Origin of the sequence: Candidatus Devosia phytovorans, from assembly GCA_029202405.1 — a bacterium.
In the GTDB taxonomy this organism is placed as follows: Bacteria; Pseudomonadota; Alphaproteobacteria; order Rhizobiales; family Devosiaceae; genus Devosia; species Devosia phytovorans.
In genome coordinates this window covers 2,921,064-2,943,909 of the sequence record CP119312.1, presented here as the reverse complement: position 1 = coordinate 2,943,909, position 22,846 = coordinate 2,921,064, and the positions used below count along the sequence as shown (strand labels likewise).

16 protein-coding genes are annotated in these 22,846 nt (G+C 60.6%); 13 read left to right on the top strand and 3 right to left on the bottom strand.

Annotated elements, in window-relative coordinates; all coding sequences use genetic code 11:
• Positions 1 to 16 precede the first annotated feature (16 nt).
• Genes P0Y65_14525 through P0Y65_14505 form a run of 5 tightly spaced genes read left to right on the top strand, consistent with a single transcriptional unit; the run spans position 17 to position 6,538 of the window.
• Positions 17 to 1,045 (top strand): Ldh family oxidoreductase, encoded by a 1,029-nt coding sequence (locus P0Y65_14525; GenBank protein WEK03403.1) that lies wholly within the window; start codon positions 17 to 19, stop codon positions 1,043 to 1,045.
• Positions 1,042 to 2,280 (top strand): iron-containing alcohol dehydrogenase, encoded by a 1,239-nt coding sequence (locus P0Y65_14520; GenBank protein WEK03402.1) that lies wholly within the window; start codon positions 1,042 to 1,044, stop codon positions 2,278 to 2,280. The genes P0Y65_14525 and P0Y65_14520 overlap by 4 nt, the downstream gene beginning before the upstream one ends.
• A 3-nt stretch (positions 2,281 to 2,283) precedes the next feature.
• Positions 2,284 to 3,759 carry an NAD-dependent succinate-semialdehyde dehydrogenase gene (locus tag P0Y65_14515; GenBank protein WEK03401.1) on the top strand — a complete coding sequence of 492 codons (1,476 nt, stop codon included), beginning with the start codon at positions 2,284 to 2,286 and terminating at the stop codon, positions 3,757 to 3,759.
• Positions 3,760 to 3,791: 32 nt separating this feature from the next.
• On the top strand, positions 3,792 to 4,904 hold the full coding sequence (locus P0Y65_14510; protein ID WEK03400.1) for a mandelate racemase/muconate lactonizing enzyme family protein: 1,113 nt from the start codon (positions 3,792 to 3,794) through the stop codon (positions 4,902 to 4,904).
• A 26-nt stretch (positions 4,905 to 4,930) separates the two neighbouring features.
• Entirely contained in the window at positions 4,931 to 6,538 is a 1,608-nt protein-coding gene (locus P0Y65_14505) for an ABC transporter substrate-binding protein (GenBank protein WEK03399.1), read from the top strand.
• Positions 6,539 to 6,587: 49 nt separating this feature from the next.
• On the opposite strand, the gene P0Y65_14500 is transcribed toward P0Y65_14505, so the two are convergent.
• Positions 6,588 to 8,774, bottom strand: a complete 2,187-nt coding sequence (locus tag P0Y65_14500; protein ID WEK03398.1) for a beta-galactosidase — start codon at positions 8,772 to 8,774, stop codon at positions 6,588 to 6,590.
• A gap of 274 nt (positions 8,775 to 9,048) precedes the next feature.
• Here P0Y65_14500 and P0Y65_14495 point away from each other — a divergent pair, with 274 nt between their 5' ends.
• From P0Y65_14495 to P0Y65_14475, 5 genes are all read left to right on the top strand, one after another.
• Positions 9,049 to 10,665, top strand: coding sequence for an ABC transporter substrate-binding protein (locus P0Y65_14495; protein ID WEK03397.1), 1,617 nt, complete (start codon positions 9,049 to 9,051; stop codon positions 10,663 to 10,665).
• A gap of 71 nt (positions 10,666 to 10,736) precedes the next feature.
• On the top strand, positions 10,737 to 13,301 hold the full coding sequence (locus P0Y65_14490; GenBank protein WEK03396.1) for a hypothetical protein: 2,565 nt from the start codon (positions 10,737 to 10,739) through the stop codon (positions 13,299 to 13,301).
• A 61-nt stretch (positions 13,302 to 13,362) separates the two neighbouring features.
• A complete protein-coding gene (locus P0Y65_14485) occupies positions 13,363 to 14,298 on the top strand; it encodes an ABC transporter permease (GenBank protein WEK03395.1) in 936 nt (311 codons plus the stop codon).
• On the top strand, positions 14,299 to 15,183 hold the full coding sequence (locus P0Y65_14480) for an ABC transporter permease (protein ID WEK03394.1): 885 nt from the start codon (positions 14,299 to 14,301) through the stop codon (positions 15,181 to 15,183).
• A 20-nt stretch (positions 15,184 to 15,203) separates the two neighbouring features.
• Entirely contained in the window at positions 15,204 to 17,075 is a 1,872-nt protein-coding gene (locus P0Y65_14475) for an ABC transporter ATP-binding protein (GenBank protein WEK06807.1), read from the top strand.
• A gap of 2 nt (positions 17,076 to 17,077) precedes the next feature.
• On the opposite strand, the gene P0Y65_14470 is transcribed toward P0Y65_14475, so the two are convergent.
• Positions 17,078 to 18,190: a LacI family DNA-binding transcriptional regulator gene (locus P0Y65_14470; protein ID WEK03393.1), complete on the bottom strand. Its 1,113-nt coding sequence runs from the start codon at positions 18,188 to 18,190 to the stop codon at positions 17,078 to 17,080.
• Positions 18,191 to 18,367: 177 nt separating this feature from the next.
• Here P0Y65_14470 and P0Y65_14465 point away from each other — a divergent pair, with 177 nt between their 5' ends.
• From P0Y65_14465 to P0Y65_14455, 3 genes are all read left to right on the top strand, one after another.
• Positions 18,368 to 19,156, top strand: coding sequence for an IclR family transcriptional regulator C-terminal domain-containing protein (locus tag P0Y65_14465; protein ID WEK03392.1), 789 nt, complete (start codon positions 18,368 to 18,370; stop codon positions 19,154 to 19,156).
• A gap of 16 nt (positions 19,157 to 19,172) precedes the next feature.
• Positions 19,173 to 20,063, top strand: coding sequence for a DMT family transporter (locus P0Y65_14460; protein ID WEK03391.1), 891 nt, complete (start codon positions 19,173 to 19,175; stop codon positions 20,061 to 20,063).
• A gap of 99 nt (positions 20,064 to 20,162) precedes the next feature.
• Positions 20,163 to 20,582, top strand: coding sequence for a heme-binding protein (locus tag P0Y65_14455; protein ID WEK03390.1), 420 nt, complete (start codon positions 20,163 to 20,165; stop codon positions 20,580 to 20,582).
• On the opposite strand, the gene P0Y65_14450 is transcribed toward P0Y65_14455, so the two are convergent.
• The gene (locus P0Y65_14450) at positions 20,579 to 22,846 is read right to left on the bottom strand and encodes an NADP-dependent malic enzyme (protein WEK03389.1); all 2,268 of its coding nucleotides are present in this window, start codon (positions 22,844 to 22,846) and stop codon (positions 20,579 to 20,581) included. The two genes, P0Y65_14455 and P0Y65_14450, sit on opposite strands and share 4 nt — an antisense overlap.

Here is a 22,846-nt window from a genome sequence, read left to right as displayed (position 1 = left end):
GATCGGATTTGATATCGTGCCCACTGTTCCTGTCGAGGAATTGCGTCAGACAGCGGAATATGTACTCCACGCGGCCGGGGTCCCGGCTCCCCATGCCCGGATGCAAGTGGATCTTTGGCTGGAAGCCGATCTGCGCGGCGTGCCATCGCATGGCCTGCTCCGCCTTGAGCGCCTGGTCGAAAGAATTTCGGCTGACTTGGCTGATCCGCAGGTAAGTGGCGAGCACACCTGGCAGGGAAGTGGGTTTCTCCGTGTTGATGGTCGGAATGGTCTGGGCCCGGTCGTGGCCGATGCCGCACTCACGGCAATCCAAGCTCGTGCCAAGCAGACCGGCATTGCCATGGCCGCTATCGCCAATGCACAGCACATTGGCATGCTCGCCTGGTATGCCGAGCGGATCGCCAGATCGGGGCAGGCCGCCATTGTGCTGTCGACCAGCGAAGCACTGGTTCATCCCTGGGGCGGGCGGCAAGCTTTGGTGGGTACCAATCCAATTGCCATTGGCGTGCCGACCGGGGAGGCCGATCCTTTTGTCATGGACACTGCCACCAGCCGTGTGTCGATGGGCGAAATCCACGATCACGCCAATCGCAACGTGCCGATCCCGGCCGATTGGGCGCTTGACGCGCGGGGTAATCCCACGAAGGACGCCCATGCGGCGAAGTCTGGCGCCATAGCGCCTTTTGGTGCGGCCAAGGGTTATGCACTGGGCCTGGCGTTCGAGCTCCTGGTTAGTGCGCTATCGGGCGCCGCGCTTGGCACCGATGTGCATGGCACACTCGATGCCACCCATCTGGCCAACAAGGGCGATCTGTTCATTGTTATCGACGGTCCCAGCATTGCGGGCCTTTCCGCCTATCTCGACATCATACGCTCAGCCGAGCCGGCGCAGGGTTTCGACGCCGTGCTCATCCCCGGGGAACGCGGCCGCGCCAATCGCATACAGCGCCTCAAAGACGGCGTGCCCATCGCCGACGCCGTTTGGGATCGCCTCCAGGCCATGGCGCAGGCGCCGGCCCTTCAACCACAGCAGGCCATGTCATGACCCCTCTCTTTGCCGTCTCGCGCCTGCCGCGTAACCTGGTTTTCGGCGCGGGACAGCGCCACGCCCTTGCTGGCTATGTCGCACAACTGGGCAAGCGCGCGCTGATCGTCACCGATGAGCGGCTGGCCGCCGATCCGCAGTTTGCTGAACTGATAGAGGGATTGACGGCGGCTGGCATTACCAACGAAGTCTATTCGGGCACTGTCGCCGAACTGCCGGCGGCCAGCATTCTCGATGGTCTCGAACATGGCAGGGCCTTTCGCGCCGAAGTGGTCATCGGCATCGGGGGCGGTTCCTGCCTCGATGCCGCCAAGGTCATTGCGCTGCTGCTGACCCATGGCGGCACGCCGGCCGACTATTATGGCGAGTTCAAGGTTCCAGGGCCGATCCTGCCGCTGATCGCCATCCCCACCACGGCCGGCACGGGTTCGGAAGTCACCCCCGTCGCCGTGGTCTCCGACCCTGATCGTGCGGTCAAGGTCGGCATTGCCAGTCCGCATCTCATTCCACACACGGCCATCTGCGACCCGGAACTCACCTATAGCTGCCCTCCGGGCCTGACGGCAGTTTCCGGCGCAGATGCACTGACCCATGCGATCGAAGCCTTCACGACCTTGCGCCGCAGCGTCGACGAAACCACTGTCCACGAGCATGTTTTCGTCGGCAAGAATGCATTCTCCGATCATTACGCGCTAGAAGCCATAAGGCTGATCTCAGCCAGCCTGAAGCCTGCCTATGACGACGGCGCCAACCATGCGGCGCGCCATGATCTGATGATGGGTGCAACCCTGGCCGGACTGGCCTTTGGCGCTGCCGGAACAGCCGCTGCCCATGCCGTACAATATCCCGTAGGTGCCCTGACCCATACGGCCCATGGCGCGGGCGTTGCTGTCATGATCCCCTATGTCATGGAATTCAACGCCAGCCACGCCCGGGAGGAAATGGCTGAGATCGCCGACGCCATGGGCCTTGTCGGCGCCAGCGATTGTGCCGGAAAGGCTGCCTCGGCAATCGAGGCCATTGTCTCTCTCTTTGCGTCTGTCGGCATACCGGCGACCCTGCGCGATCTGGGCGTAACCGAAGACAAGCTCGCCTGGACTGCCGAGGCAGCTTTGGGGGCGACGCGCCTCGTCAAGAACAATCCGCGCCTGCTCGACCCCGCGAGCATGGCCCTGCTCGTCAACGCGGCCTACAGCGGCGACCGCGCCGCGCTTCGCCATTCAGTCCAGGACTAGTCCATGAACCAGCACGCATCGTTTTCCGGTCTGAGCTTCGACCCCAGCCAGTTGCCGTCCGACTTATGGATCGACGGCCGGTGGCGCCCCGGCGCTACGGGCCAGCGCATTGATGTTATCGATCCGTCGACGGGCGAGGTCATCACGGCGGTGGCGGATGCGACCGTCGAGGACGCCATGGCGGCAGTCACGGCCGCCCAAAAGGCCGCGCCCGGCTGGGCTGGTGCGGCACCACGCGAGCGCGGAGAAATCCTGCGCCGCTGCTTTAAACTGATGATCGAACGCCGCGACATGCTGGCCGAACTGATCAGTCTCGAAAACGGCAAGTCACTGGGCGACGCGCGCGGCGAGGTCACCTACGCCGCCGAATTCTTCCGCTGGTTCTCCGAGGAAGCGGTGCGTCTCAATGGCGATATCTATACTGCTCCAAGCGGCACCAACAAGATCGTGGTCGAACACCAGCCGATCGGCATTGCCGTCCTGGTGACGCCGTGGAATTTCCCGGCCGCCATGGCAACCCGCAAGATCGCGCCGGCTTTGGCTGCAGGCTGCACCGTCGTGCTCAAGCCGGCGACGGAAACCCCGCTCACGGCCTTCGTCTTGGCCGATATCTATCGTGAGGCAGGCGTGCCTGCCGGCGTGGTCAATGTGCTGACCACGTCGCGGTCCGGTGCCACCGTCAGCGCCATGCTGCATGACCCTCGCGTGCGCAAGCTCTCGTTCACCGGCTCGACCGAAGTGGGGCGCAAGCTGCTGCGCGAAGCCGCCGACACGATCATTTCCTGCTCGATGGAATTGGGTGGCAATGCACCCTTTATCGTCTTTGACGACGCCGATCTCGATGCTGCACTTGACGGCGCGATGATCGCCAAGATGCGCAATGGCGGCGAAGCCTGCACGGCTGCCAATCGCTTCTATGTACAAAAGGGCATTGCCGAAGCCTTCTCCAGGGGGTTGGTCGAGCGCATGGAGGCGCTCAAGCTCGGTGTTGGCTATGACGCCAAGACGCAATGCGGCCCACTGATCAATCAGGCGGCCGTCGATCGGATTGGTGGGCTCGTCGACGATGCCGTGGGGCAGGGTGCCTCGGTGCTGGCCGGCGGAAAGGCTACCGGTGGCGCAGGCTTCTATTTTCCACCCACCGTCATCACCGACGTTCCCGCCAGTGCCAGCATTACGCGGGAAGAAATCTTCGGCCCTGTCGCGGCGATTACCACCTTTGCCAGCGAGGATGACGCGGTCAGCGCCGCCAATGACACCGAATATGGCCTGATAGCCTATGTCTACACCCGCGATGTCGGGCGCGGCATGCGTGTAACCGAACGGCTCGAGGCGGGCATGGTCGGATTGAACCGAGGTCTGGTGTCCGATCCTGCGGCCCCGTTTGGTGGCGTCAAGCAAAGTGGTCTGGGCCGCGAAGGTGCTCACCACGGCATCATGGAGTTTTGTGAGACCAAATATATCGCCGTGAGCTGGTAGTCCGGCTGTCACGGCACGAGGGAGGACGTGCAGTGAAGATCACTAAAGTCGAAACGTTTCAGTTGGCCTTCGACGAGGCTAAGCCCAACAACCGCTCAGCATTCGTGAGGATCGAAACCGAGGATGGTCAGTTCGGCATGGGTGAAGCTTCGCCCATGGCCGGCGGGCTGGCCTCGCTCACCATTATCGCGCACGAAATGGCGCCGTTTCTTGTCGGCAAGGACGCGCTCGATCATGCCGTGCTGATCGATACGCTGTACCACAAATGCATCAAGCTCGGGCCCGAAGGCGCGACCACCGGAGCGCTAGCGGCACTCGACATCGCCCTTTGGGATATCAAGGGGAAGGTGTTTGGACAGCCAATCTACAAGCTGCTGGGCGGTGCCTGGCGGACGAGCCTCACCTGCTATGCTTCGGTGGGCGGCAATGCCTGGCGTACGGTCGATCAGGTCGTGGAGATCGTGGAGCGCCGCGTCGCCAAGGAAAAGCCGGCTGCTGTCAAGATACGTTGGGATGGCGACCGGACCAAGCTCGATGTCGACATTCCCGGCGACATCGCCAAGGCCAAGGCTGTTCGCAAGGCGTTGGGCGACGATTTTGTCCTCGGATTTGATGCCAATAATGGCTATTCGGTCGGCGGCGCCATGCGGGTCGGCCGGGCGCTCGAGGACCTCGGCTACACATGGTTTGAGGAGCCGGTGCAGCACTACCATATCTCGGCCATGGGCGAGGTTGCCCAGCGCCTCGACATCACCGTATCGGCAGGTGAGCAGACCTATACGCTGCAAGGCCTCAAGGACCTGATCAACGCCGGTGTGCGCATGGTGCAGCCCGATATCGTCAAGATGGGCGGCATCACCGGCATCATGCAATGCGCCGCAATTGCCTATGCCCATGGCGTCGATCTGGTGCCGCACCAGACCCAGCCGTCCCTGGGCCATCTGGCCAACCTGCACGTGCTCTCCACCATCATGCATCTCAATAAGCCAGTCGAACTGGCAGATGGCTGGGAACGAGCCGGGAGTGTCTTCACTAACCCGTCTGAACCAAGAGACGGGCTTTTCCACCTGCCTACCGCGCCGGGTCTGGGTGCGCAATTTGACGCCGAGGAATTGAACCGGAGACGCATTCCAGTCTCCGCTTAAAGCCACATCAAGGGAGGAGAAACCTTATGGCTCTGTCGAGAAGACGATTTCTGATCAACGCCGGGGCCGCCAGCGCCGCCGCCGGTATTGGCATGCATATGCCGGCAGCTTTTGCCCAGGAGGAGGTGCTGACCATCGCCCTGGCCGCGCGGGCGCCCACGGGCGTCAATCCCCAGCAGACCGGGCTGACCGGTGGTGATAATTGGGCGATCTATCAGATCTTCAACACCCTTGCGCGCAACCCCGACGGCAAGTTTGGCGTGCGCCCCGAGGATTTTGAACCCAGCCTAGCCGAAAGCTGGGAAAGCTCGGCAGACGCAAAGACCTGGACGTACAAGCTGCGTCAGGGGGTGCAGTTTCACAAGGGCTACGGAGAGATGACCTCCGAGGATGTCGCATTCACCATTGGTCGCCATCTCGATCCCGACCTTGTGACCGGCGGCAAGGTGAACTTCAACAACATCGAAAGCGTAGAGGCGCCCGATACTTATACCGTTGTCTTTACCCTCAAGCGGCCCGACCCGCTGTTTAATGGCTCGGTTATTTCGACCCTGCCGGCGTCCATCCTGAGCAAAAAGGCTTTCGAGGAAAAGGGCGAGGGCTTCAATCTCGACCCGGTTGGCACTGGATCCTATCAGGTTGAAAGCGTCAACGAGACAACGGGCATAACGCTGGTGGCTTTCCCCGAGCACTTCGGCGAACAACCCGCAACGCCCAAGCTGATCGTGTCGTTCATTGCCGATACCACTGCCCGCACCCTTGCCTTTGCTTCGGGGCAGGTCGACATGATCGAAGGCGTTCGCTCGCCTGGCTGGATTCCGTCGATGCAACAGCGCTTGGCAGAGACCATTTTCGATGCCACCGTGCCGGGCAGCTTCAACATGCTGCACCTCAATCTCACCCGTGAACCGCTGCAGGACATCCGCGTTCGTCAGGCTATTCGCTATGCCATAGACAATGATGGCCTGGCGGCTGCCTATGGCCCGCTGGCCAAGCCAATGGTGGGCATCATCGCCTCCGAATTCGAAGGTTCGGTCACCAAGGACGAGCTGCCCCCTGAACTGCAGTACAATTACGATCCGGAAAAGGCCAAGGCGCTGCTTGCCGAGGCTGGCTTCCCCAACGGCGTGGATATCTCGTGCTATACCAGCCAGCGCGAGGACTATGCCGCAATCATGCTCATGATTCAGGAGCAATTGCGGGCGGTCGGCATCAATCTGGCTCTGGATATCATCGACCACACCGCTTTCCACGCCGAGAACCGGCAGGACAAGAATGCCATGCCGCTCAATTCCTCGAGCTATGGCCCGGTTCCGCTCAACGTCTTCCTGCAGCAGGTCTCTGCTGGTGCGGAGGTGAAAGCCGATGGCACGGGGCAGGGCAATTTCAACCACTATGGCGTTGCCATGCCGGGCATCGATGATCTTCTGGCAACCGCACAGGACGAGCCCGATTTCGACGAGAGGACGGCAATCGTTAAGGAGATCGAAAAGAAGCTCCTGACGGACTTGCCAGTCCTGGGCATCATTACTCTGAGCTATGTGATCGCGCGCAATCCGCGCATCGATCTGGGCTTCCCGGTCGAGGGTGGATACGCCTATTGGCCGCTCAGCAAGGCGAAGCGGACCGCATAAAAAAGGGCGGCGCGCCAGCCAGCGCGCCGCCCTTCATTGGCGTTTCCAGTCAGCTGATCACGGCCACTTCATGGTCGAGAATTTCATTGACCGTGAACACCAGCTCATCGCCCTCGCGGGTCGCCGCCACAGTCTTGCCGGCGACCCGCAGATCCACCGACGACCCCTTGGTGCGCAGGCGCACCTCGACCGGCCCGATCGGCACCAGATCATACTGGCGCCCGGGCGTGCGAGACAGCAGGAGGCGATTGTTCAGATGCAGAACGTGACGATCACCTTGCTGATAAAGCTCGGCCGTAATGACGCCATGCGTGCCTTTGAGCGTTACCTTGGCCTTGTTCCCCAGCGACCACTTCACTGCATTGGCAAGCAGCAGGGCGTGCTCGAACTGTTCGTCCCGCGCAAAGCACCGGTCAAGGTCGGCGACAAACCAGATCAGTTTCCCGCCCGCAGCCGATGTCCGAACGGTAATCGCCGCATGATCGGAATAGGGCTCCCGCATCCACGACGTCTCCGGCGGGTAGATCGGAAAGTTGGGAACATAGGTCGCCAGCACCTGCGTGTCGGCATCGACAGTCACCAGGGGCAGGAAACCGCCGAAGGGCAGGGTATCTGTCTGGTCAAGCCCTGCCAGCACAGCATGGCGTTCACCCGTCTGGGCCGGTGCTGTTGCGTCGCGCGATCCGTAGACGCTGCCTCGGTTTTCCGGCGAGAGGCGCAGATAGCTGTGGCGGGCATGAGTTTCCAGATTCTGATCCGGCGGCCCTTCGCCGCCCATTTCTCCCTGCCCACGATGAACACCAAAAAGGCTGGCCAGCGCAAAGTCACCGCGCGGATCGCCATATTGGGTGGCGATCGAGGTTTCACCCGTTGCGATGACCGAGCCGCCGGCGGCCACGAAGGTTTCGATCCCCTTGATCTGTTCGTCGCTCATCCCGCCCACATTCGGCAGGATGATGACCGAGAACCGGTCGATCGCGCTGGCAATATCGTCCGCATGCAGCGGCACATAGGGAATGCCGTGGCGGTCCATGGCTTTGACTGCTCCGCGATAAGGCGCCATTGTCTTGGTGCCGGCGGCGAAGCGACCAAAGTCGCGGCCGAAATAGTCCTGGTTTTGCTGGGACCAGACAATGCCCACGTCGGGCGTCAGCCTGCGGTTGACCAGCACATCCTGGTTGGCCTCGTGCCATTTGAAGATCGGCTCGGCAGTGCGGTATTGCCGGCGATCTTCGTGCGACGAGCCGATGTGATGCCACCACGGTTGAATGCCACCGGCAAAGCCCGAGGTGGACCACAGCCGCACTTCGGACGGGGGCATCGAGGCCAGGCGGAACGCCGGTCCGCCAAGTTGGTATTGCGGCATGGATTCGGGGATCAGCTTGTCCCACCCTGCAACTTCGTGCAGGCGCTTGCCAGCCTCCGTGTTCTGCTCAAACCCGTCATAGGGATTGCGACGCTGATGATCGAGCATCACGATCGCCGCTTCGGGCAGGATTTGCTGCAGGTCGATGAAGCGCGCCGAATTGTAAAGCGTCTCGCCCCCGATCATTCCCGACCATATGCAGTCGTCGCCGCCGGCAGCGCGGGTTACTCGATTGTTGAGCTTCCAGAGCTCGGTGCGCCGAACGAAGTTCCAGCGCACCCAGTCGCGATAGGACTCGTTGTTCCAATCGTGCCCATCCGGCAGTGGCTTGCCGGCATAGTCGTTGAACTGGCTCTTGCAGTTGTCGCAGTAGCAGATGTGGGTCCGGGGCATGCCGGCCCAGGAATTATCCGAGAAGCCATCGGGATGGCTGCGTTCGATGATTTCTTCCATCACCGCCGGCAGATACTTGCTGTAGTAATCGGAACCGATGCAGGTAATGTATTTGGCCGCTTCCATATAGGGAGTGCCATCGGCTTTTCGGCAGATCCAGTCGGGATGTTCCTCGTAGAAGTCCTGCGCCACGCGGTTGGAGTCCATACGGGCGATGACGCGGATGCCATCCTCGCGCGCCAGCTTGACGATATCGCCATAAAGGTCGCGGTCTCCCAGTTTTTCGGCGCGGTGATGCAGCGGAAACTTGGATGGGTAATAGGCAACGATACCGCCGGCATTGACGATGATGCCTTGCACCCGCGTTGTGCGCCAATGCTCCCGCCACCATTGCGCATCGTAACGTTCGGGGTCGCATTCGACCAGATTGGTCTGCCCCCAACGCAGGGTCGTCTTGTACCACGGTTCGGCGCTCATAAATGTCCTCCACATCAGGTTGCACGAGTGACCGCACCCCTAGCGCAAACACGAGAGCGCGGAAGCGTCCGGCGGCAAGGCTTTCCGCAATGTGGAAGACGATACGCGCCCGCAGAGACACCCTTCCACCATGCGGAAAACGGGACATCGCCAGCATTGACCCCCAATTTTTGCTGGCGCTACCGTCACCCGATACGTGGCGTCTGCACGCTCATCGAACATGCCTGCAAGGCAGGAGGACGCAGAAGCAACGACACCCAAAGGGAGGTTGAACATGCAGGTCACTAGACGAAGTTTCATTGGCGGCGCGGCCGCGACCATGGCCGGACTGGGCTTGGCATCGGTGATGACGGGCAAGGCCTTTGCGCAGGGCAGCGATATACTAAGGGTCGGTTTTGCGGCGCGCGGACTGCGCACCATCGATCCGCACAAGTCCATCCAGGGCGTCGATAACTGGGCGATCATCGCCATCTACGACAAGCTCGTGGATTTGCCGCGCTGGAACTTCCCGGAGACACAGGACGACCTGGTGCCGCGCCTGGCCACAAGCTGGGAAAGTTCCGAGGATGCCAAAACCTGGACCATTCAGCTGCGTGAGGGCGTGCAGTTCCACAAGGGGTTTGGCGAAATGACGTCTGAGGACGTCAAGTTCACCTTTGATCGCGCGACCGACGCGCCGCGCGTTGGCGGGGTGCGCGCTAAGTTCACCAATATTGCCAGTGTCGAAACGGATGGTCCCTATACCGTCATTTTCAACCTTGAACAGCCCGACCCGCTGTTCATGCTCGGTGTGCTCAGCGACTATGACGGCGCCATCATGAGCAAGAAGGCTATTGAGGAAAAAGGCGAGGAGGCCATCGGCACCGACCCTATCGGCACCGGCGTCTATTTCCTCGAGACCACCGCGACCGATCCATCCCAGGGCATAACGCTCGCTGCCAATCCCGACTATTGGGATACGCCCGCCGTCACGCCAAAGCTGCAGCTGCTCTATATCGCTGACACCACCGCACGCACCTTGGCGATCCTGTCGGGCGACGTCCACATCATTGAAGGCGTGCGCGCTCCCGGTTGGGCGGACTCCATGGCGCAGCGTGATCCGAACCTGATCTTTGACGTGGTCAGTCCCGGCAGCTTCTTCACCATCCAGTTCAATCTCACCAAGGCGCCCTTCGACGATATTCGCGTCCGCCAGGCGCTGTTCTACGGCATCGACCGGGACGAGATCACCACCGCGATCGCTCCCATTTCCAAGCGTACCTATGGGCTCAATCCGCCATCATTCCCAGGCGGGTTTACCGCTGAGACGATCCCACCTGAAGTGGCCTATAATTATGACCCCGAAAAAGCCAAGGCGCTTCTGGCAGAGGCCGGCTTTCCTGATGGCCTGAGCTTCACCAACGATACGTCGCAGCGCGAGGATTTCTCGGCCATCATGCTGATGATCCAGGACCAGTTGCGCCGCATCAACGTCAACATGGAACTCAATATCAAGGACCATACCGCGTTCCATGCCGATCAAAATATCGGCACTAATACGCTCAGCCAGCAGTCGTCAGCCATGCCGCCTGTCCCAACACAGGTGATTGTGACTTACCTGATGGCAGAGGCCGAGGTTAAAGGCGACGGCAATGGCGGCTCCAATATGAGCCACTACGGCACTACCATCCCTGGCATCGATGACCTGCTGGCTGAGGCACTGGCCGAGCCCGACCTGGAAAAGCGCATCACCATCGTCCAGCAGATCGAGATCAAGGCGCTGACCGATGCTGTCATCCTGCCGGTGTCGGACAACGGCTTCATGATGGTCCGTTCCAACAAGGTCGATCTCGGTTTCCCGGTCGTCTCCGGCTACGTCAACTGGCCGCTTTCGCAGGCCAGCTTCGTCTAGGCCGACCCAATGTCGCGGTTCCGGGGCAGGGCCCCGGAACCTCCTGTTCTGCGGCCAAAGGCATTTGATTTATGAGCTTTGATCCATCCATCTCGATCATTATACCCCAGGCCCTCCGCGATGCCGAAGGCGCCGTGGCATGGGCAGCAGGCGAATTGAAGCAAGCGCTCGAGCAGCGTGATGTGAAAGTGAACATCGGCGAGACCCAGGAGGCTGGCGCCACCGTCGAAATCCTGACCTTCGATGCTGCCGCGCACAACTATCCGCTGGTGGCTGAGGCCATGGCGCTGGAGCGCAAGGGTGATCGCATCACCGCATGGGGCCATGACTTCCGTGGCCTGGTCTATGCCATCACCGAGCTCGCCGACCGTGTTCGCACCGCGACGAGCGAAGACCTCTTCGCCGGCACCTTCCCATTGATCGAGCAGCCCACGGCGCGCATCCGCTCAATGGCACGCCTCTTCTGCGCCGAAGAGGAAGACAAGGTCTGGTACTATGACCGTCAGCAATGGCGCGACTACCTGACCATGCTGGCGTCAAACCGGTTCAACCGCTTCGCGCTGACCCTGGGCATGGGGTACAATTACCCCTATCACAATCCCTGGATCACCGACGTCTACTTCTATTTTCCCTACCCCTTCCTGCTCAAGCTTGATGGCTACGCCATCGACGTCAAGGAATTGAGCGTCGAGGAACGCGAGCACAATCTTGACATGCTCAAGTTCATCGGACGCGAATGCGCCCGTCGGGGACTGGAATTCCAGCTCGCTCTGTGGACCCAGCGCTACGATTTCGACGACGTTCCCCGCGCCAATTACACCGTGCGCGGCGTTACCGACGACAACCTCGCGCCCTATTGCCGGGACTCGATTACGCGCCTTTTGACGGACGTCCCCGAGATCACCGGGCTGACCTTCCGTGTCCATGTCGAAGGCGGCATTGCCGAGGGCGAGTATGGATTTTGGGAAGAAGCCTTTGCCGGCGTTGCTGCCGCGGGCCGGCCAGTCGAGATCGATATGCATGGCAAGGGTCTTGATCACAAAATGATCGACATCGCCCGCCGCTCGGGAATGCCCGTTGCCGCTTCACCTAAATATCTGGCCGAGCATATGGGCCCGCCCTACCATCAGTCGGCCATTCGCGACAAAGAATACCCGCCCGAAACCGCCAGGAGCGAGCGCGAACAGCTCAGCGAAGGCTCGCGCAAGTTCCTGCGCTATTCCTATGGCGACCTGCTAACCAGGGACAAGGACTACAAGGTCATCTACCGCATCTGGGCCGGCACACAGCGTGTGCTGCTTTGGGGCGACCCGGCCTTTGCCGCAGGCTATGGCAAAAGCTCGATGTTTGCCGGTTCTGACGGCGTTGAATGGTGCGAGCCACAAAGCTTCAAGGGCCGTATGGGCACTGGCATGGCCGGCCAGCGCTTCACTTATCAAAAGCACGGCTTGGCTACCCGGCAGGACTGGCGCAAATACGACTATCAGTATCGGGTCTGGGGCCGTCTGCTCTACAATCCCGAGGCGCCACGCCAGAGCTGGATGCGCTGGCTCGACCATTCTTGTGGCGATGTCGCCGAAGCCTGTGAGCAGGGTCTCTCCTGGGCCAGCCGCGTCCTGCCGCTGATCACGCTTGCACATGGCCCTTCGGCCTCCAACAATCATTATTGGCCTGAGGTCTATACCAATCTTGCCTTGGTAGAAGGTTCGGGTAAGCGCGCCTATGGCTTTGACATGGAAGGGCCGACCCGCTTCGGCAATGCGCCGACCTTCGACTCCGCGCTTTTTGCATCGCCGCGCGAATACGCCGAACTGCTGCTCGCTGGCAAAACCAGTCATCGCTACACACCCCTCGACGTTGCCGACTGGCTCGATGACATGTCAAGGGGCTGCGAGGCTGCAGTCGACGCCGCTCGCGCTGCTCGGGATTCTGGTCGGTCCGAACCAACACGCATCCTGATAGATGTGGAGATTTTGGGTGGGATTGCCCGGCACTTTGCCGAAAAATTCCGGGCCGCCTGCTGGGCCGAACTCTTCGTTGCGGCCAAGGCATCGGTGCTGATCGAACCCATGATCGACCACGCCACCCGCGCAGTTGGCGCCTGGCAGCGGCTCGCGGCTGTCTCGCGCGGGGTCTACCACGATGACATGACCTATGGCCCTCAATCATGGCTACGCGGGTCTTGGCAGGCCCGTCTGCCGGAAATGGAGGCCGAACTGCTTGACCTTGAAGCCCTGCGTGGTTTTGGGGGCACGGAATCCGTTCCGGCTTCCCAAGCGGTCATCAATGCCATTGCAGCGCTTGCTTCCCATCGGCCAACCAGGGCGCAGCCGTCTGCGCAAGCGCCCGCGTCAGAATTTGTCGGCGGTGAACCGCTGGACATTTTCGTCGTGGCTAAGGCGGACGAGCAGCCGGTGCTGCATTACCGGCATGTCAATCAGGCCGAGCGCTGGAACTCCATGCCCATGACGGCGCATGATGATGGGTTCTCGGCGACAGTTCCAGCAGACTACACGCGGTCAGATTATCACTTGCAGTATTTCATCAGCCTGACCCGGGACGGGCAATCGACGATTATTCCGGGTCTGCAGCCCGATCTGGCCAATGAGCCATATTTCACGGCGATGCAGCGATGACAAAAAGGGTCGCAACGGTTCACGCTGCGGTCCACGCCGACAATTCGGCAGGGAGGTAAGAATGGCGAGATATCTGCTGCTCCGCTTGGCGGATGCTGTGCCTACCGTATTTCTGGTGCTTTTGCTGGTGTTCATCGCCATGCGCATCCTGCCTGGAGATCCGGCAATTGCGGCGCTTGGCGATATGGCGACCCCCGAACAGCTGGCGTTGTTCCGCGATCGCATGGGGCTCAACGACCCGCTCTGGTTGCAGTTCATCATGTTCGTCAAGGGCGTGTTCACGCTTGACCTGGGCACGTCGATGATGAGCAACCAGAACGTGGTCGGCCTCATCCTCTACAATCTCCCCTATACAATCGAACTGACCATCGTCGCCATGCTGATGGGCTTGATTGTCGGCGTGCCGCTGGGGGTTTTGGCTGCAACCAATCGTAACAAGCTCCCCGACAGCGGCGTACGGGTTTTCTCGCTCGTGGGCTACGCCATTCCCGATTTCTATCTCGGTGCGCTGCTGCTGATCACCTTCGCGCTCAACCTGGGCTGGTTTCCTATCAATGGCGGCGGCACTGGTTTTGTTGACCGCATGTACCATGTCTTCCTGCCTGCGCTGACTTTGGCATTCGTTAAGGCTGCCTTCATCGGGCGGCTGACGCGCACCTCTTTGCTCGAAGTGTTGAGCAAGGACTATGTGCGCACCGCCCGGGCCAAGGGCGCCAAGGAAAGTCGCGTTATCTATCGCCATGGCCTGCGCAATGCGCTGCTGCCTTTGACCACTGGCCTCGGCCTAAGCGCCTTGGCAACGCTTTCGGGCTCGGTCGCCATCGAGATGGTCTTCAATCGGCCTGGTATCGGCAAGCTGCTGATCAGCGCCATCGCCGAACGCGACTATGCCGTGATCCAGGGCGGCGTCGTGGTCTTTGCCATGTTTGTCGTGGTCATCAACCTCTTGATGGACCTTCTTTATATCGTCGTCGATCCGCGCATCAGGATGAAATAGATGACCATTCTTTCAGAACCCACACCTCATCTACTCGCTCCCGAACCCAGCATTTTCCATCGCATACGCGACGTGCTGCTGGGTCGCGCGGGTACTATGTTTGCCGTTGGAATCATCCTGGTCCTGGTCATCGTCGCCGTCTTTGCGCCGCTTCTGGCGCCCTATGACCCGCTGACCCAGTCCATGCTCAAGATCAATCGAACACCGAGCTGGGAGAATTGGTTGGGCACCGATCAGTTCGGACGCGACGTGCTCTCACGCATGATCTATGGGTCACGTAATTCACTGATCTTCGGGCTGGTCTCACCCTTTTGTGCGGCCATTATTGGCAGCACGCTGGGTGTCATCGCCGGTTATTTCGGCGGCATTGTCGACCGGGTTATTTCGCGTGTGGTTGATCTGCTGCTCGCTTTCCCCGAACTGCTGCTGGCCATCATGATTGCGGCTGTGCTCGGTGGCGGCTTCTGGAATGTCATCATAGTCATCACCATAGCTTTCGTGCCGGGCTTTGCCCGTGTGGCGCGCGCCCAGACTCTGTCGGTCAAGCACGAGCCATATGTGGAAGCGGCCATTTCCGTGGGCGTGCGCACGCCGGTCATCATTTTCCGTCATATCATTCCCAACATCATGGCGCCGATCGTGGTGCTGATGATGCTTTGGGTCGCATCGGCCATTCGCCTCGAGGCCTCGCTGAGCTTCTTGGGTATCGGCACCCAGCCGCCCAATCCGAGCTGGGGCAATATCATCAAGGATGGCCTCAACAACATCTTTGGCTCGCCTTGGCCCATCATCGGCGCGGGCGCTGCCATTACCCTCGTCGTTCTGGCCTTCAACCTGGTCGGCGACGCCGTGCGCGATGCGCTCGATCCGTCCACCTCGCAGTAATGATGCCCAAGGAGCCCATTATGAGTGATATTGGCATCGCATCCTTGGCCGACCGAGCGTCTCGACCGGACGAACCCGTGCTGGCGGTTACAGATCTCAAGACATCGTTTCAGACCAAATCCGGCTGGATCGAGATCGTCAAAGGCATATCCTTTGAGATTGGGGCGCGCGAAACGCTTTGCGTGGTGGGGGAGTCCGGCTCAGGCAAGAGCGTCACCGCGCTGTCGATCATGCGCCTGCTTGATCCTACCCAGAGCCGGGTCACCGGATCAGTCAAGCTCGGTGGACGCGAACTGCTGACTCTTCCCGAACCACTGATGCGTACCGTGCGCGGTCGCCAGATCGGCATGATCTTCCAAGAGGCGCTGACCAGCCTCAATCCATTGGCAACCGTCGGCGACCAGATTGCGGAAACGCTGATCATTCACGGCCAGATGGAAGGCGCCGCCGCTCAGGCTGAGGCCGTACGCATGCTCGAAAAGGTACGAATACCTGCAGCCAAGTCCAGGGCCAACGAGCTCCCGCACAATCTTTCTGGGGGTATGCGCCAACGCGTGATGATCGCCATGGCGCTGGCCTGCAAACCGCAATTGCTGATCGCCGACGAACCGACTACGGCACTCGATGTCACCATCCAGGCCCAGATCCTGCAGCTCATCAAACAATTGCAGCAGGAAGAGGGGATGGGTGTCTTGTTCATCACCCACGACATGGGTGTCGTCGCCGAAATCGCCGATCGCACCGTGGTGATGCTCGGCGGTCAGGTCGTGGAGCAGGGGCCAACCGAAGCCATCTTCAATTCGGCCCAGAGCGCCTACACCAAAACGCTCATCGCCGCGGTGCCGCGCCTCGGCTCGATGAAAGGCAATGGGCAGCCTGAGCATTTTCCGGTGGTCGATCGCAAAACCGGTATCCTGCGGGTTGCCGAACCGCGCCCTGATACCGTGGATCACGCAGCCCAACCTGCGCTCTCGGTCAAAAATCTCGTCAAGCGCTTTGACCTGGGGGCCAGTTTCTTCGGCACCGTCCATGGGCGCGTGCACGCCGTTGAAAATGTATCCTTCGACATCCAGCCGGGCGAAACGCTTTCGTTGGTCGGAGAGTCCGGTTGCGGCAAGTCCACCACCGGCCGGGCCATCATGCGGCTGGTCGAGCCGCAAAGTGGCGAAATCTCCATCGCTGGCACCGACATCATGGCACTCGACAAGCAGCGGATGCGCGACATGCGTCGCCATATCCAGATGATCTTCCAAGATCCGTTTGCCAGCCTAAATCCACGCATTCCCGTCGGCGATGCGGTGGCCGAACCTTATCTGACCCACAAGCTCGGTACGCGCCAGCAAGCTCGCGAGAGGGTCGCCGAACTGCTCGATCAGGTGGGCCTTGATCCCCAAGTCGCCAATCGCTATCCAGCCCAGTTTTCAGGAGGCCAGCGCCAGCGCATCTGTGTCGCCAGAGCCTTGTCGCTTGAACCAAAGGTCATCGTGGCCGACGAGTCCGTTTCAGGTCTTGACGTTTCGATCAAGGCGCAGGTCGTCAATCTCCTGCTCGACCTGCAGCAAAAGTTTGGCCTGTCATACCTGTTTATCTCTCACGACATGGCCGTGGTCGAGCGTATGAGCCATAAGGTGGCCGTGATGTATCTGGGAGAGGTTGTCGAAATGGGGCCGGCCGCCGCAGTCTTTGGCAACCCACAGCATCCTTACACAAAGCGCCTTATTGCGGCCGTGCCGATCCCTGACCCCGCCCGCCGCAACCAGCTCCGCCAGATCGCAACCGACGAAATCAAGAGCCCCATTCGTCCGGCAGACTTTGTGCCACCAAAGCGCAGCTACACAACGGTTTCGCCGGGGCACGTAGTTCAGGATTGGGCCGAGAACTGGAAGGTATGAGGTTAGCCCAGGCTCAGCTCGATCTTGCCTGCCGGTGCCGGCGGCAACAGCTTTTTGCGGTCGGTGCTGGCGCGTTTCATGATATCGAAGCCAAGATCGACAATCCGCTCCCCGACGTCACCGCCTTCCAGCTGATGTCGTACGGCCAGCATGGCTTCGTGCCCGCATTTCCAGCGATGAATGCGCACGCTGCTGAGAGCCGGATAGGCGGCTTCCATGTAGTCGAAATCGTTGAAACCGGCCACACCAACAGCGTCTGGAACGCGCACCTGCCGTGAATGCAGCGCAAAGAGTGCGCCGATCGACAGCACGTCATTATTGCAGAACACGGCATCGACGTCTGGTCGTCGGTCCAGCATGTCGAGCATCAGCTCGCGTCCCATCACAGCCGTCGAGAACTGTCGATAGTCCCGGATGGATCCGCGGCTAGAGCCCGGGTCTTCATTGCCCATCTCGCCGATCAGGCCGGGATCGAAAAGGCCGGCAGCTTCCAGCGCATCACGGTAACCCTGCATACGCTGCTTTGAGCGCGAGTTCATCCAGCCAGCAAAGAACGCCACTCGACGATAGCCGGATTCTATCAGATGCTGGGTCATGTCGAACCCGGCCCGGTAATGCGAAAAGCCGATGATTTTGCTGATCGGATCATCGGTCAGGTCCATGATCTGGATCACCGGGCAGCCAGCAGTGTCGAGCATCCTGCGCGTCGCACGCGTTTGCTCAGTACCCGAAACGATGATGGCCGCTGGGCCATGCCGGAGTGCGGCAAACACCTGCTGTTCCTCGGTGTCGCTGTTGTAGCGGGTATTGGAAAGCTCTATGCGCAGGCCGCTGTCTTCAACCCCGTCATAAATACCGCGCAGGACGTCGGAAAAAATGTTCTGCGTCAAAGACGGAACCAGAACATTGACCACATCCGTCCGCCGCGATGCGAGGGCTCGTGCGTTGAGATCTGGCACGTAGTTGAGATCACTGACGGCTGCCGCGATCAACGTCCGCAAGCTTTCCGACACCTTGTCCGGCTGTCGAAGATATCGCGAGACGGTAATGGCTCCGACGCCAGCCCTTGCCGCGACATCGGCGATGGTGGGGCGGCCCCTTGATGTTCGTACCATGGCGTTTTCCGCTTCTTTGCTACTCTCGTGAGCCGTCTCGGTTCAACCACAATAGCCAATGTGACGTGGTTGACCAAGGGCTATGGTAGCGCTACCATAATTGCCGGTGCAAGCCGTCGTCGAGTTGGGGAGCCCGGCGACCTGGAGGCCATTTGCGATCCTTGAGGAGGGGGCGTTATGGACAAACAACTTGATGGCCGGGTGCAATCGGTCGACCGCGCAATGCTAATCATGGAGACGCTCAGCGAGGCCGAAGGCGGTTTGCGTCTGACCGACTTGGCGCGACGGACCAAACTGTCGCTCACCACCGTTCACCGCCTGCTCACGACGCTCGAGCAGCGCCAGTTCGTGCAATTCCTGCCCAGCGACAATCTCTGGCACATTGGTCTTCATACGTTTTCGATCGGTAACGCCTTCGTCCGCGACCGCAGCTTTGTGGCGCCGGCACAGCCTTTCCTGCGGCGATTGCGCGACCTGACCCGTGAAACGGCCAATCTCGGCATCGTCGACAATGGTGAAATCGTCCTGGTTGACCAGCTCAAGAGCCGGGAGATAACGCGGTCGATATCCCGCGTTGGCGGCCGTACACCAATGACCGCGTCGGGCATGGGCAAATCCGTGTTGGCAACCTATTCGGGCGCAGAAGTCTCAACCTTCTTGACCCGCTATGGCATGCGACGCGTGACCGCCAAGACGCTGACGTGCCGGGATGCACTGGCGACCCAGCTGGAGCGCATCCGCACGAGTGGCTATGCGGTTGATGATGAAGAATATATGCCCGGTCTACGCTGCGTCGCCGCCCCGGTTTACGATCTTCACTCCGATGTCGTCTGCGCGCTTTCAATTTCGGGACTGCCGAGCCGTCTGGTCGGAGACCGTCTGCCCGCACTGGGCCAATTGGTCGCCAATGCCGCGGCAGAAATGACGCGCTCGATCGGCGGGGTCGCGGCGCCTGCCATGTGCTAGGGGTGGGGCTTTGGTAGTGGCCCTCAACGACGCTTCGACCCAGGGCCAGCGCAATCTTGCCGCCGGCCTTTTCTCGCTGGCGACAACACTCATCTTCGTGCTGATCTTTACCTCCGGCCGCTTTGCGCCAGAGCCGGTTTCGCCCCTTCAGGTGATGTTCCTGCGCTATGCGGGCGGTTTTCTGACCATTCTGGTGCTGGCCGCGGTCCGGAAGGAAACATGGGGATCGCTGCAGAGCACCCATCGCCTCAAGCAGGCCTCGCGCGTGCTCGCTGGCGGGTTGGGTGGTGCGGCCCTGATTTTTGGCAACATGTTCATGCCCATTGTGGACGCCAATGCCATCGGCCTGTTGAATGTCGTGTTCGCGGTCATGCTCGGTGCCGTCACGCTTGGGGATCGGCTTGGCCGACGGCAAATCGCTGCCGGCCTGGTTTGTTTGGCCGGGGCAGGGGTCATAATGGCTTCGCGCGGCGCTTTTGCCTCTTTCGATCCCAGCTATCTGCTGCCTGCCCTGATTGTCGTGCTCGGAGCCTTTTTGATGGGTGTTGAGAGCATTTTCATCAAGGTGCTGACCACGGCGGACCGCCCGATGGTGACGCTCGCCCATGCCAATTTTTTCGGCATGTTGCTGCTGGCAATACCGGCTTTTCTGACCTGGCAGTCTCCGGGCCCCGCCAATCTGGTTTTGCTGCTTCTTGGACCATTCGCCATTCTTGGCCAATACCTCAACATCCGGGCCTACTCTTTGGCCAGGGTCAGCGTGTTGGCGCCACTGAGCTATTCCTCCCTGTTGTTTGCAGCGATCCTGGGATGGTTGTTCTTCGGTGAGATTCCGTCGGCCGGCGTCATTTTGGGTGCAGCACTGATCGCGGTCGGTGGCGCTGTGATCGTCCTCTCAAAACGCTAGGCTCGTTCACTTCCGTATCGCGAAAACACTTGCCGTTTCCGCACACCCATTGGCGTCAAATGCGCTAGCTAGGCAGGCCTCAACCAAAGGACAGATCCTATGCTGACCACCACGCGCCTCGATATCGAAGATGCCCGCACGATCATTGCCGCCGCCAGGGATAAGGCCAACGATATCGGCGTTCCGATGTGTATCGCCATCGCAGATGACAGCGGCAACCTAATCGCCTTCGAGCGGATGGATGGTGGCAAAGTGACCAGCATCACCATTGCCACCGACAAGGCCTACACCGCCGCCGCTGCTCGAAAGGCCACTCACGAATATGGCGCAGCCAGCCAGCCCGGCGCGCCCGCTTATGGCATTAATTCTGCCATTGGCGGGCGTCTGATGGTCGTCGGGGGCGGCTTGCCAGTTTTGAGCAATGGCACTGTGGTTGGCGCCATTGGGGTGAGCTCGGGAACGCCTGCGCAGGACCAGGTGGTTGCGCAGGCGGGGGTGGACGCGTTTGGCGGCGATTAAATGGCCGCTTCGCTGGCGGCGATTGCCGCCATGTTGACCACGCCACGGCTGGTGACCGATGGCGCCAGAATATGGGCCGGCTGTCGCGTTCCCATCAGGATCGGGCCGACCGGGAGCGCATTATTGAGTTCCTTGAGAAGAGTCATCGAGAGGTTTGCCGACTCCAGATTTGGGAAGATGAGGAGGTTGGCTTCGCCACGCAGGACCGAACTGGGTACATAGCGGTCGCGCAGGCCTTCATTGACCGCCAGGTCACCCTGCATTTCGCCATCGACCACGAGGTCGGGCGCCACTTCCTTGAGCCTCTCATAGACTTCGCGCATCTTGATCGACGTCTCGCCATCGCGCGAGCCGAAATTGGAATAGCTCAGCAAAGCGGCCTTGGCCTCGATATTGAATCGCTTGAGGTGGTCGCGGGCCTGCAAAGTGATCTCGACGATCTCGCCGGCGCTGGGGTCGATGTTCACATAGGTGTCGGCCAGGAAGAAGACGCCGCGGGTCATGACGAGCATGGAGAGCGCGGACAGTTGCGATGAGGTATCTGACAGGCCGATGACCGACTGGATATCGCGGGCATGCTTGATGAAGCGGCCCTGAAGGCCGCAGATCAGGGCATCGGCCTCGCCCCTTCTTACGCCCAGCGCGCCGATCACGGTCGAATTGGTGCGCACAATGGTGCGCGCGGTGTCTGGCGTTACCCCCTTGCGGCCGACCAGCTCATGAAAATCGGCGACATAGTCGCGATAGCGCGGATCGTCTTCGGGGTTGATGACCTCGAAGTCCTTGTCCGGCCGGATGGTGAGACCGAAACGCTCGAGACGGCTTTCGATGACCGAGGGGCGGCCGATAAGGATTGGATGGGCGATCTTATCTTCGAGCAGGACCTGGGCGGCGCGCAGCACGCGCTCGTCCTCACCGTCGGCAAAGGCGATGCGGGTGGTATGGCCCTGGGCGCGCTCGATCATCGGCTTCATGACGAGACCGGAGCGGAAGACGAAGCGGTTGAGCTGGTCGCGATAGGCGCCAAAATCTGCGATCGGGCGCTTAGCAACGCCAGAGACCATTGCCGCCTTGGCGACGGCGGGGGCAATGCGCAGGATGAGGCGCTGGTCGAAAGGGTTGGGGATGAGATAGTCCGGCCCAAAAATGGCGGGCACGCCATGTGCGGAGGCTTCGAGGCCGGGCTCATGGGCCAGCTGTGCAATGGCGTGGGCGGCGGCGGCCTTCATCTCCTCGTTGATGACTGTGGCGCCGCAATCGAGCGCGCCGCGGAACAGAAAGGGGAAACAGAGGACGTTGTTGACCTGGTTGGGATAGTCCGAACGCCCCGTGCAGATCATGGCATCGGGACGGGCTTCGCGGGCAAGCTCGGGCATGATTTCGGGAATGGGATTGGAGAGCGCCAAAATCAGCGGATTGGGCGCCATGTCCTTCATCATCTCGGGCTTGAGCGCCCCGGCCTTGGAGAGGCCGACATAAATGTCGGCGCCCGCCATGACGTCAGCCAGCCCGGTGGCATCGGTTTGCTGCGCGAAGGCACCGCGCCAGCGATCGACATTGTTGTGCCGCGCCTTGGTGACGAGGCCCTTGCTATCGGCGATCCAGATATTTTCCCTGGTTGCGCCGAAGGCGACCAGCATGTTCATGCAGGCAATGGCCGCGGCACCCGCGCCCGAGGTCACGATCTTTACCTTGGCGATATCCTTGCCGACGAGCTTCATCGCATTGATGACGGCGGCCGCGACGATGATGGCGGTGCCATGCTGGTCATCGTGGAAGACCGGGATATTCATCCGCTCGCGCAGCGCTTCCTCGATCTCGAAACATTCCGGCGCCTTGATGTCTTCGAGATTGATGCCGCCAAAACTGGGCTCGAGCGGCGCCACGATCTCGATGAAGCGCTTGGGATCTTCCTCATTGACCTCAAGGTCGATGGAATCGATGCCGGCGAACTTCTTGAACAGGACCGCCTTGCCTTCCATTACCGGCTTGGATGCTAAGGCGCCGATATTGCCAAGACCCAGAACGGCGGTACCGTTGGAGATGACGGCGACCAGATTGCCCTTGGAGGTATATTTATAGGCCGCCTGTGGATCGGCGGCGATTTCCTCGCAGGGAATGGCGACGCCGGGTGAATAGGCCAGCGACAGATCGCGAGTATTGGCGAGCGGCTTGGTGGCGACGATTTCGAGCTTGCCGGGCCTCGGATGCTCGTGGAAATGGAGAGCGGCATCGCGCAGGCTTGATTGATTGTCAGTAGCCAT

What these genes read in the sequence shown, in the direction of transcription:
- P0Y65_14520 (WEK03402.1), top strand. Translation starts at nt 1,042, where the DNA reads ATGACCCCTCTCTTTGCCGTCTCGCGCCTGCCGCGTAACCTGGTTTTC.
- P0Y65_14490 (WEK03396.1), top strand. Translation starts at nt 10,737, where the DNA reads ATGAGCTTTGATCCATCCATCTCGATCATTATACCCCAGGCCCTCCGC.
- P0Y65_14495 (WEK03397.1), top strand. Translation starts at nt 9,049, where the DNA reads ATGCAGGTCACTAGACGAAGTTTCATTGGCGGCGCGGCCGCGACCATG.
- P0Y65_14500 (WEK03398.1), bottom strand. Translation starts at nt 8,774, where the DNA reads ATGAGCGCCGAACCGTGGTACAAGACGACCCTGCGTTGGGGGCAGACC.
- P0Y65_14465 (WEK03392.1), top strand. Translation starts at nt 18,368, where the DNA reads ATGGACAAACAACTTGATGGCCGGGTGCAATCGGTCGACCGCGCAATG.
- P0Y65_14455 (WEK03390.1), top strand. Translation starts at nt 20,163, where the DNA reads ATGCTGACCACCACGCGCCTCGATATCGAAGATGCCCGCACGATCATT.
- P0Y65_14450 (WEK03389.1), bottom strand. Translation starts at nt 22,846, where the DNA reads ATGGCTACTGACAATCAATCAAGCCTGCGCGATGCCGCTCTCCATTTC.
- P0Y65_14480 (WEK03394.1), top strand. Translation starts at nt 14,299, where the DNA reads ATGACCATTCTTTCAGAACCCACACCTCATCTACTCGCTCCCGAACCC.
- P0Y65_14475 (WEK06807.1), top strand. Translation starts at nt 15,204, where the DNA reads ATGAGTGATATTGGCATCGCATCCTTGGCCGACCGAGCGTCTCGACCG.
- P0Y65_14515 (WEK03401.1), top strand. Translation starts at nt 2,284, where the DNA reads ATGAACCAGCACGCATCGTTTTCCGGTCTGAGCTTCGACCCCAGCCAG.
- P0Y65_14470 (WEK03393.1), bottom strand. Translation starts at nt 18,190, where the DNA reads ATGGTACGAACATCAAGGGGCCGCCCCACCATCGCCGATGTCGCGGCA.
- P0Y65_14505 (WEK03399.1), top strand. Translation starts at nt 4,931, where the DNA reads ATGGCTCTGTCGAGAAGACGATTTCTGATCAACGCCGGGGCCGCCAGC.
- P0Y65_14485 (WEK03395.1), top strand. Translation starts at nt 13,363, where the DNA reads ATGGCGAGATATCTGCTGCTCCGCTTGGCGGATGCTGTGCCTACCGTA.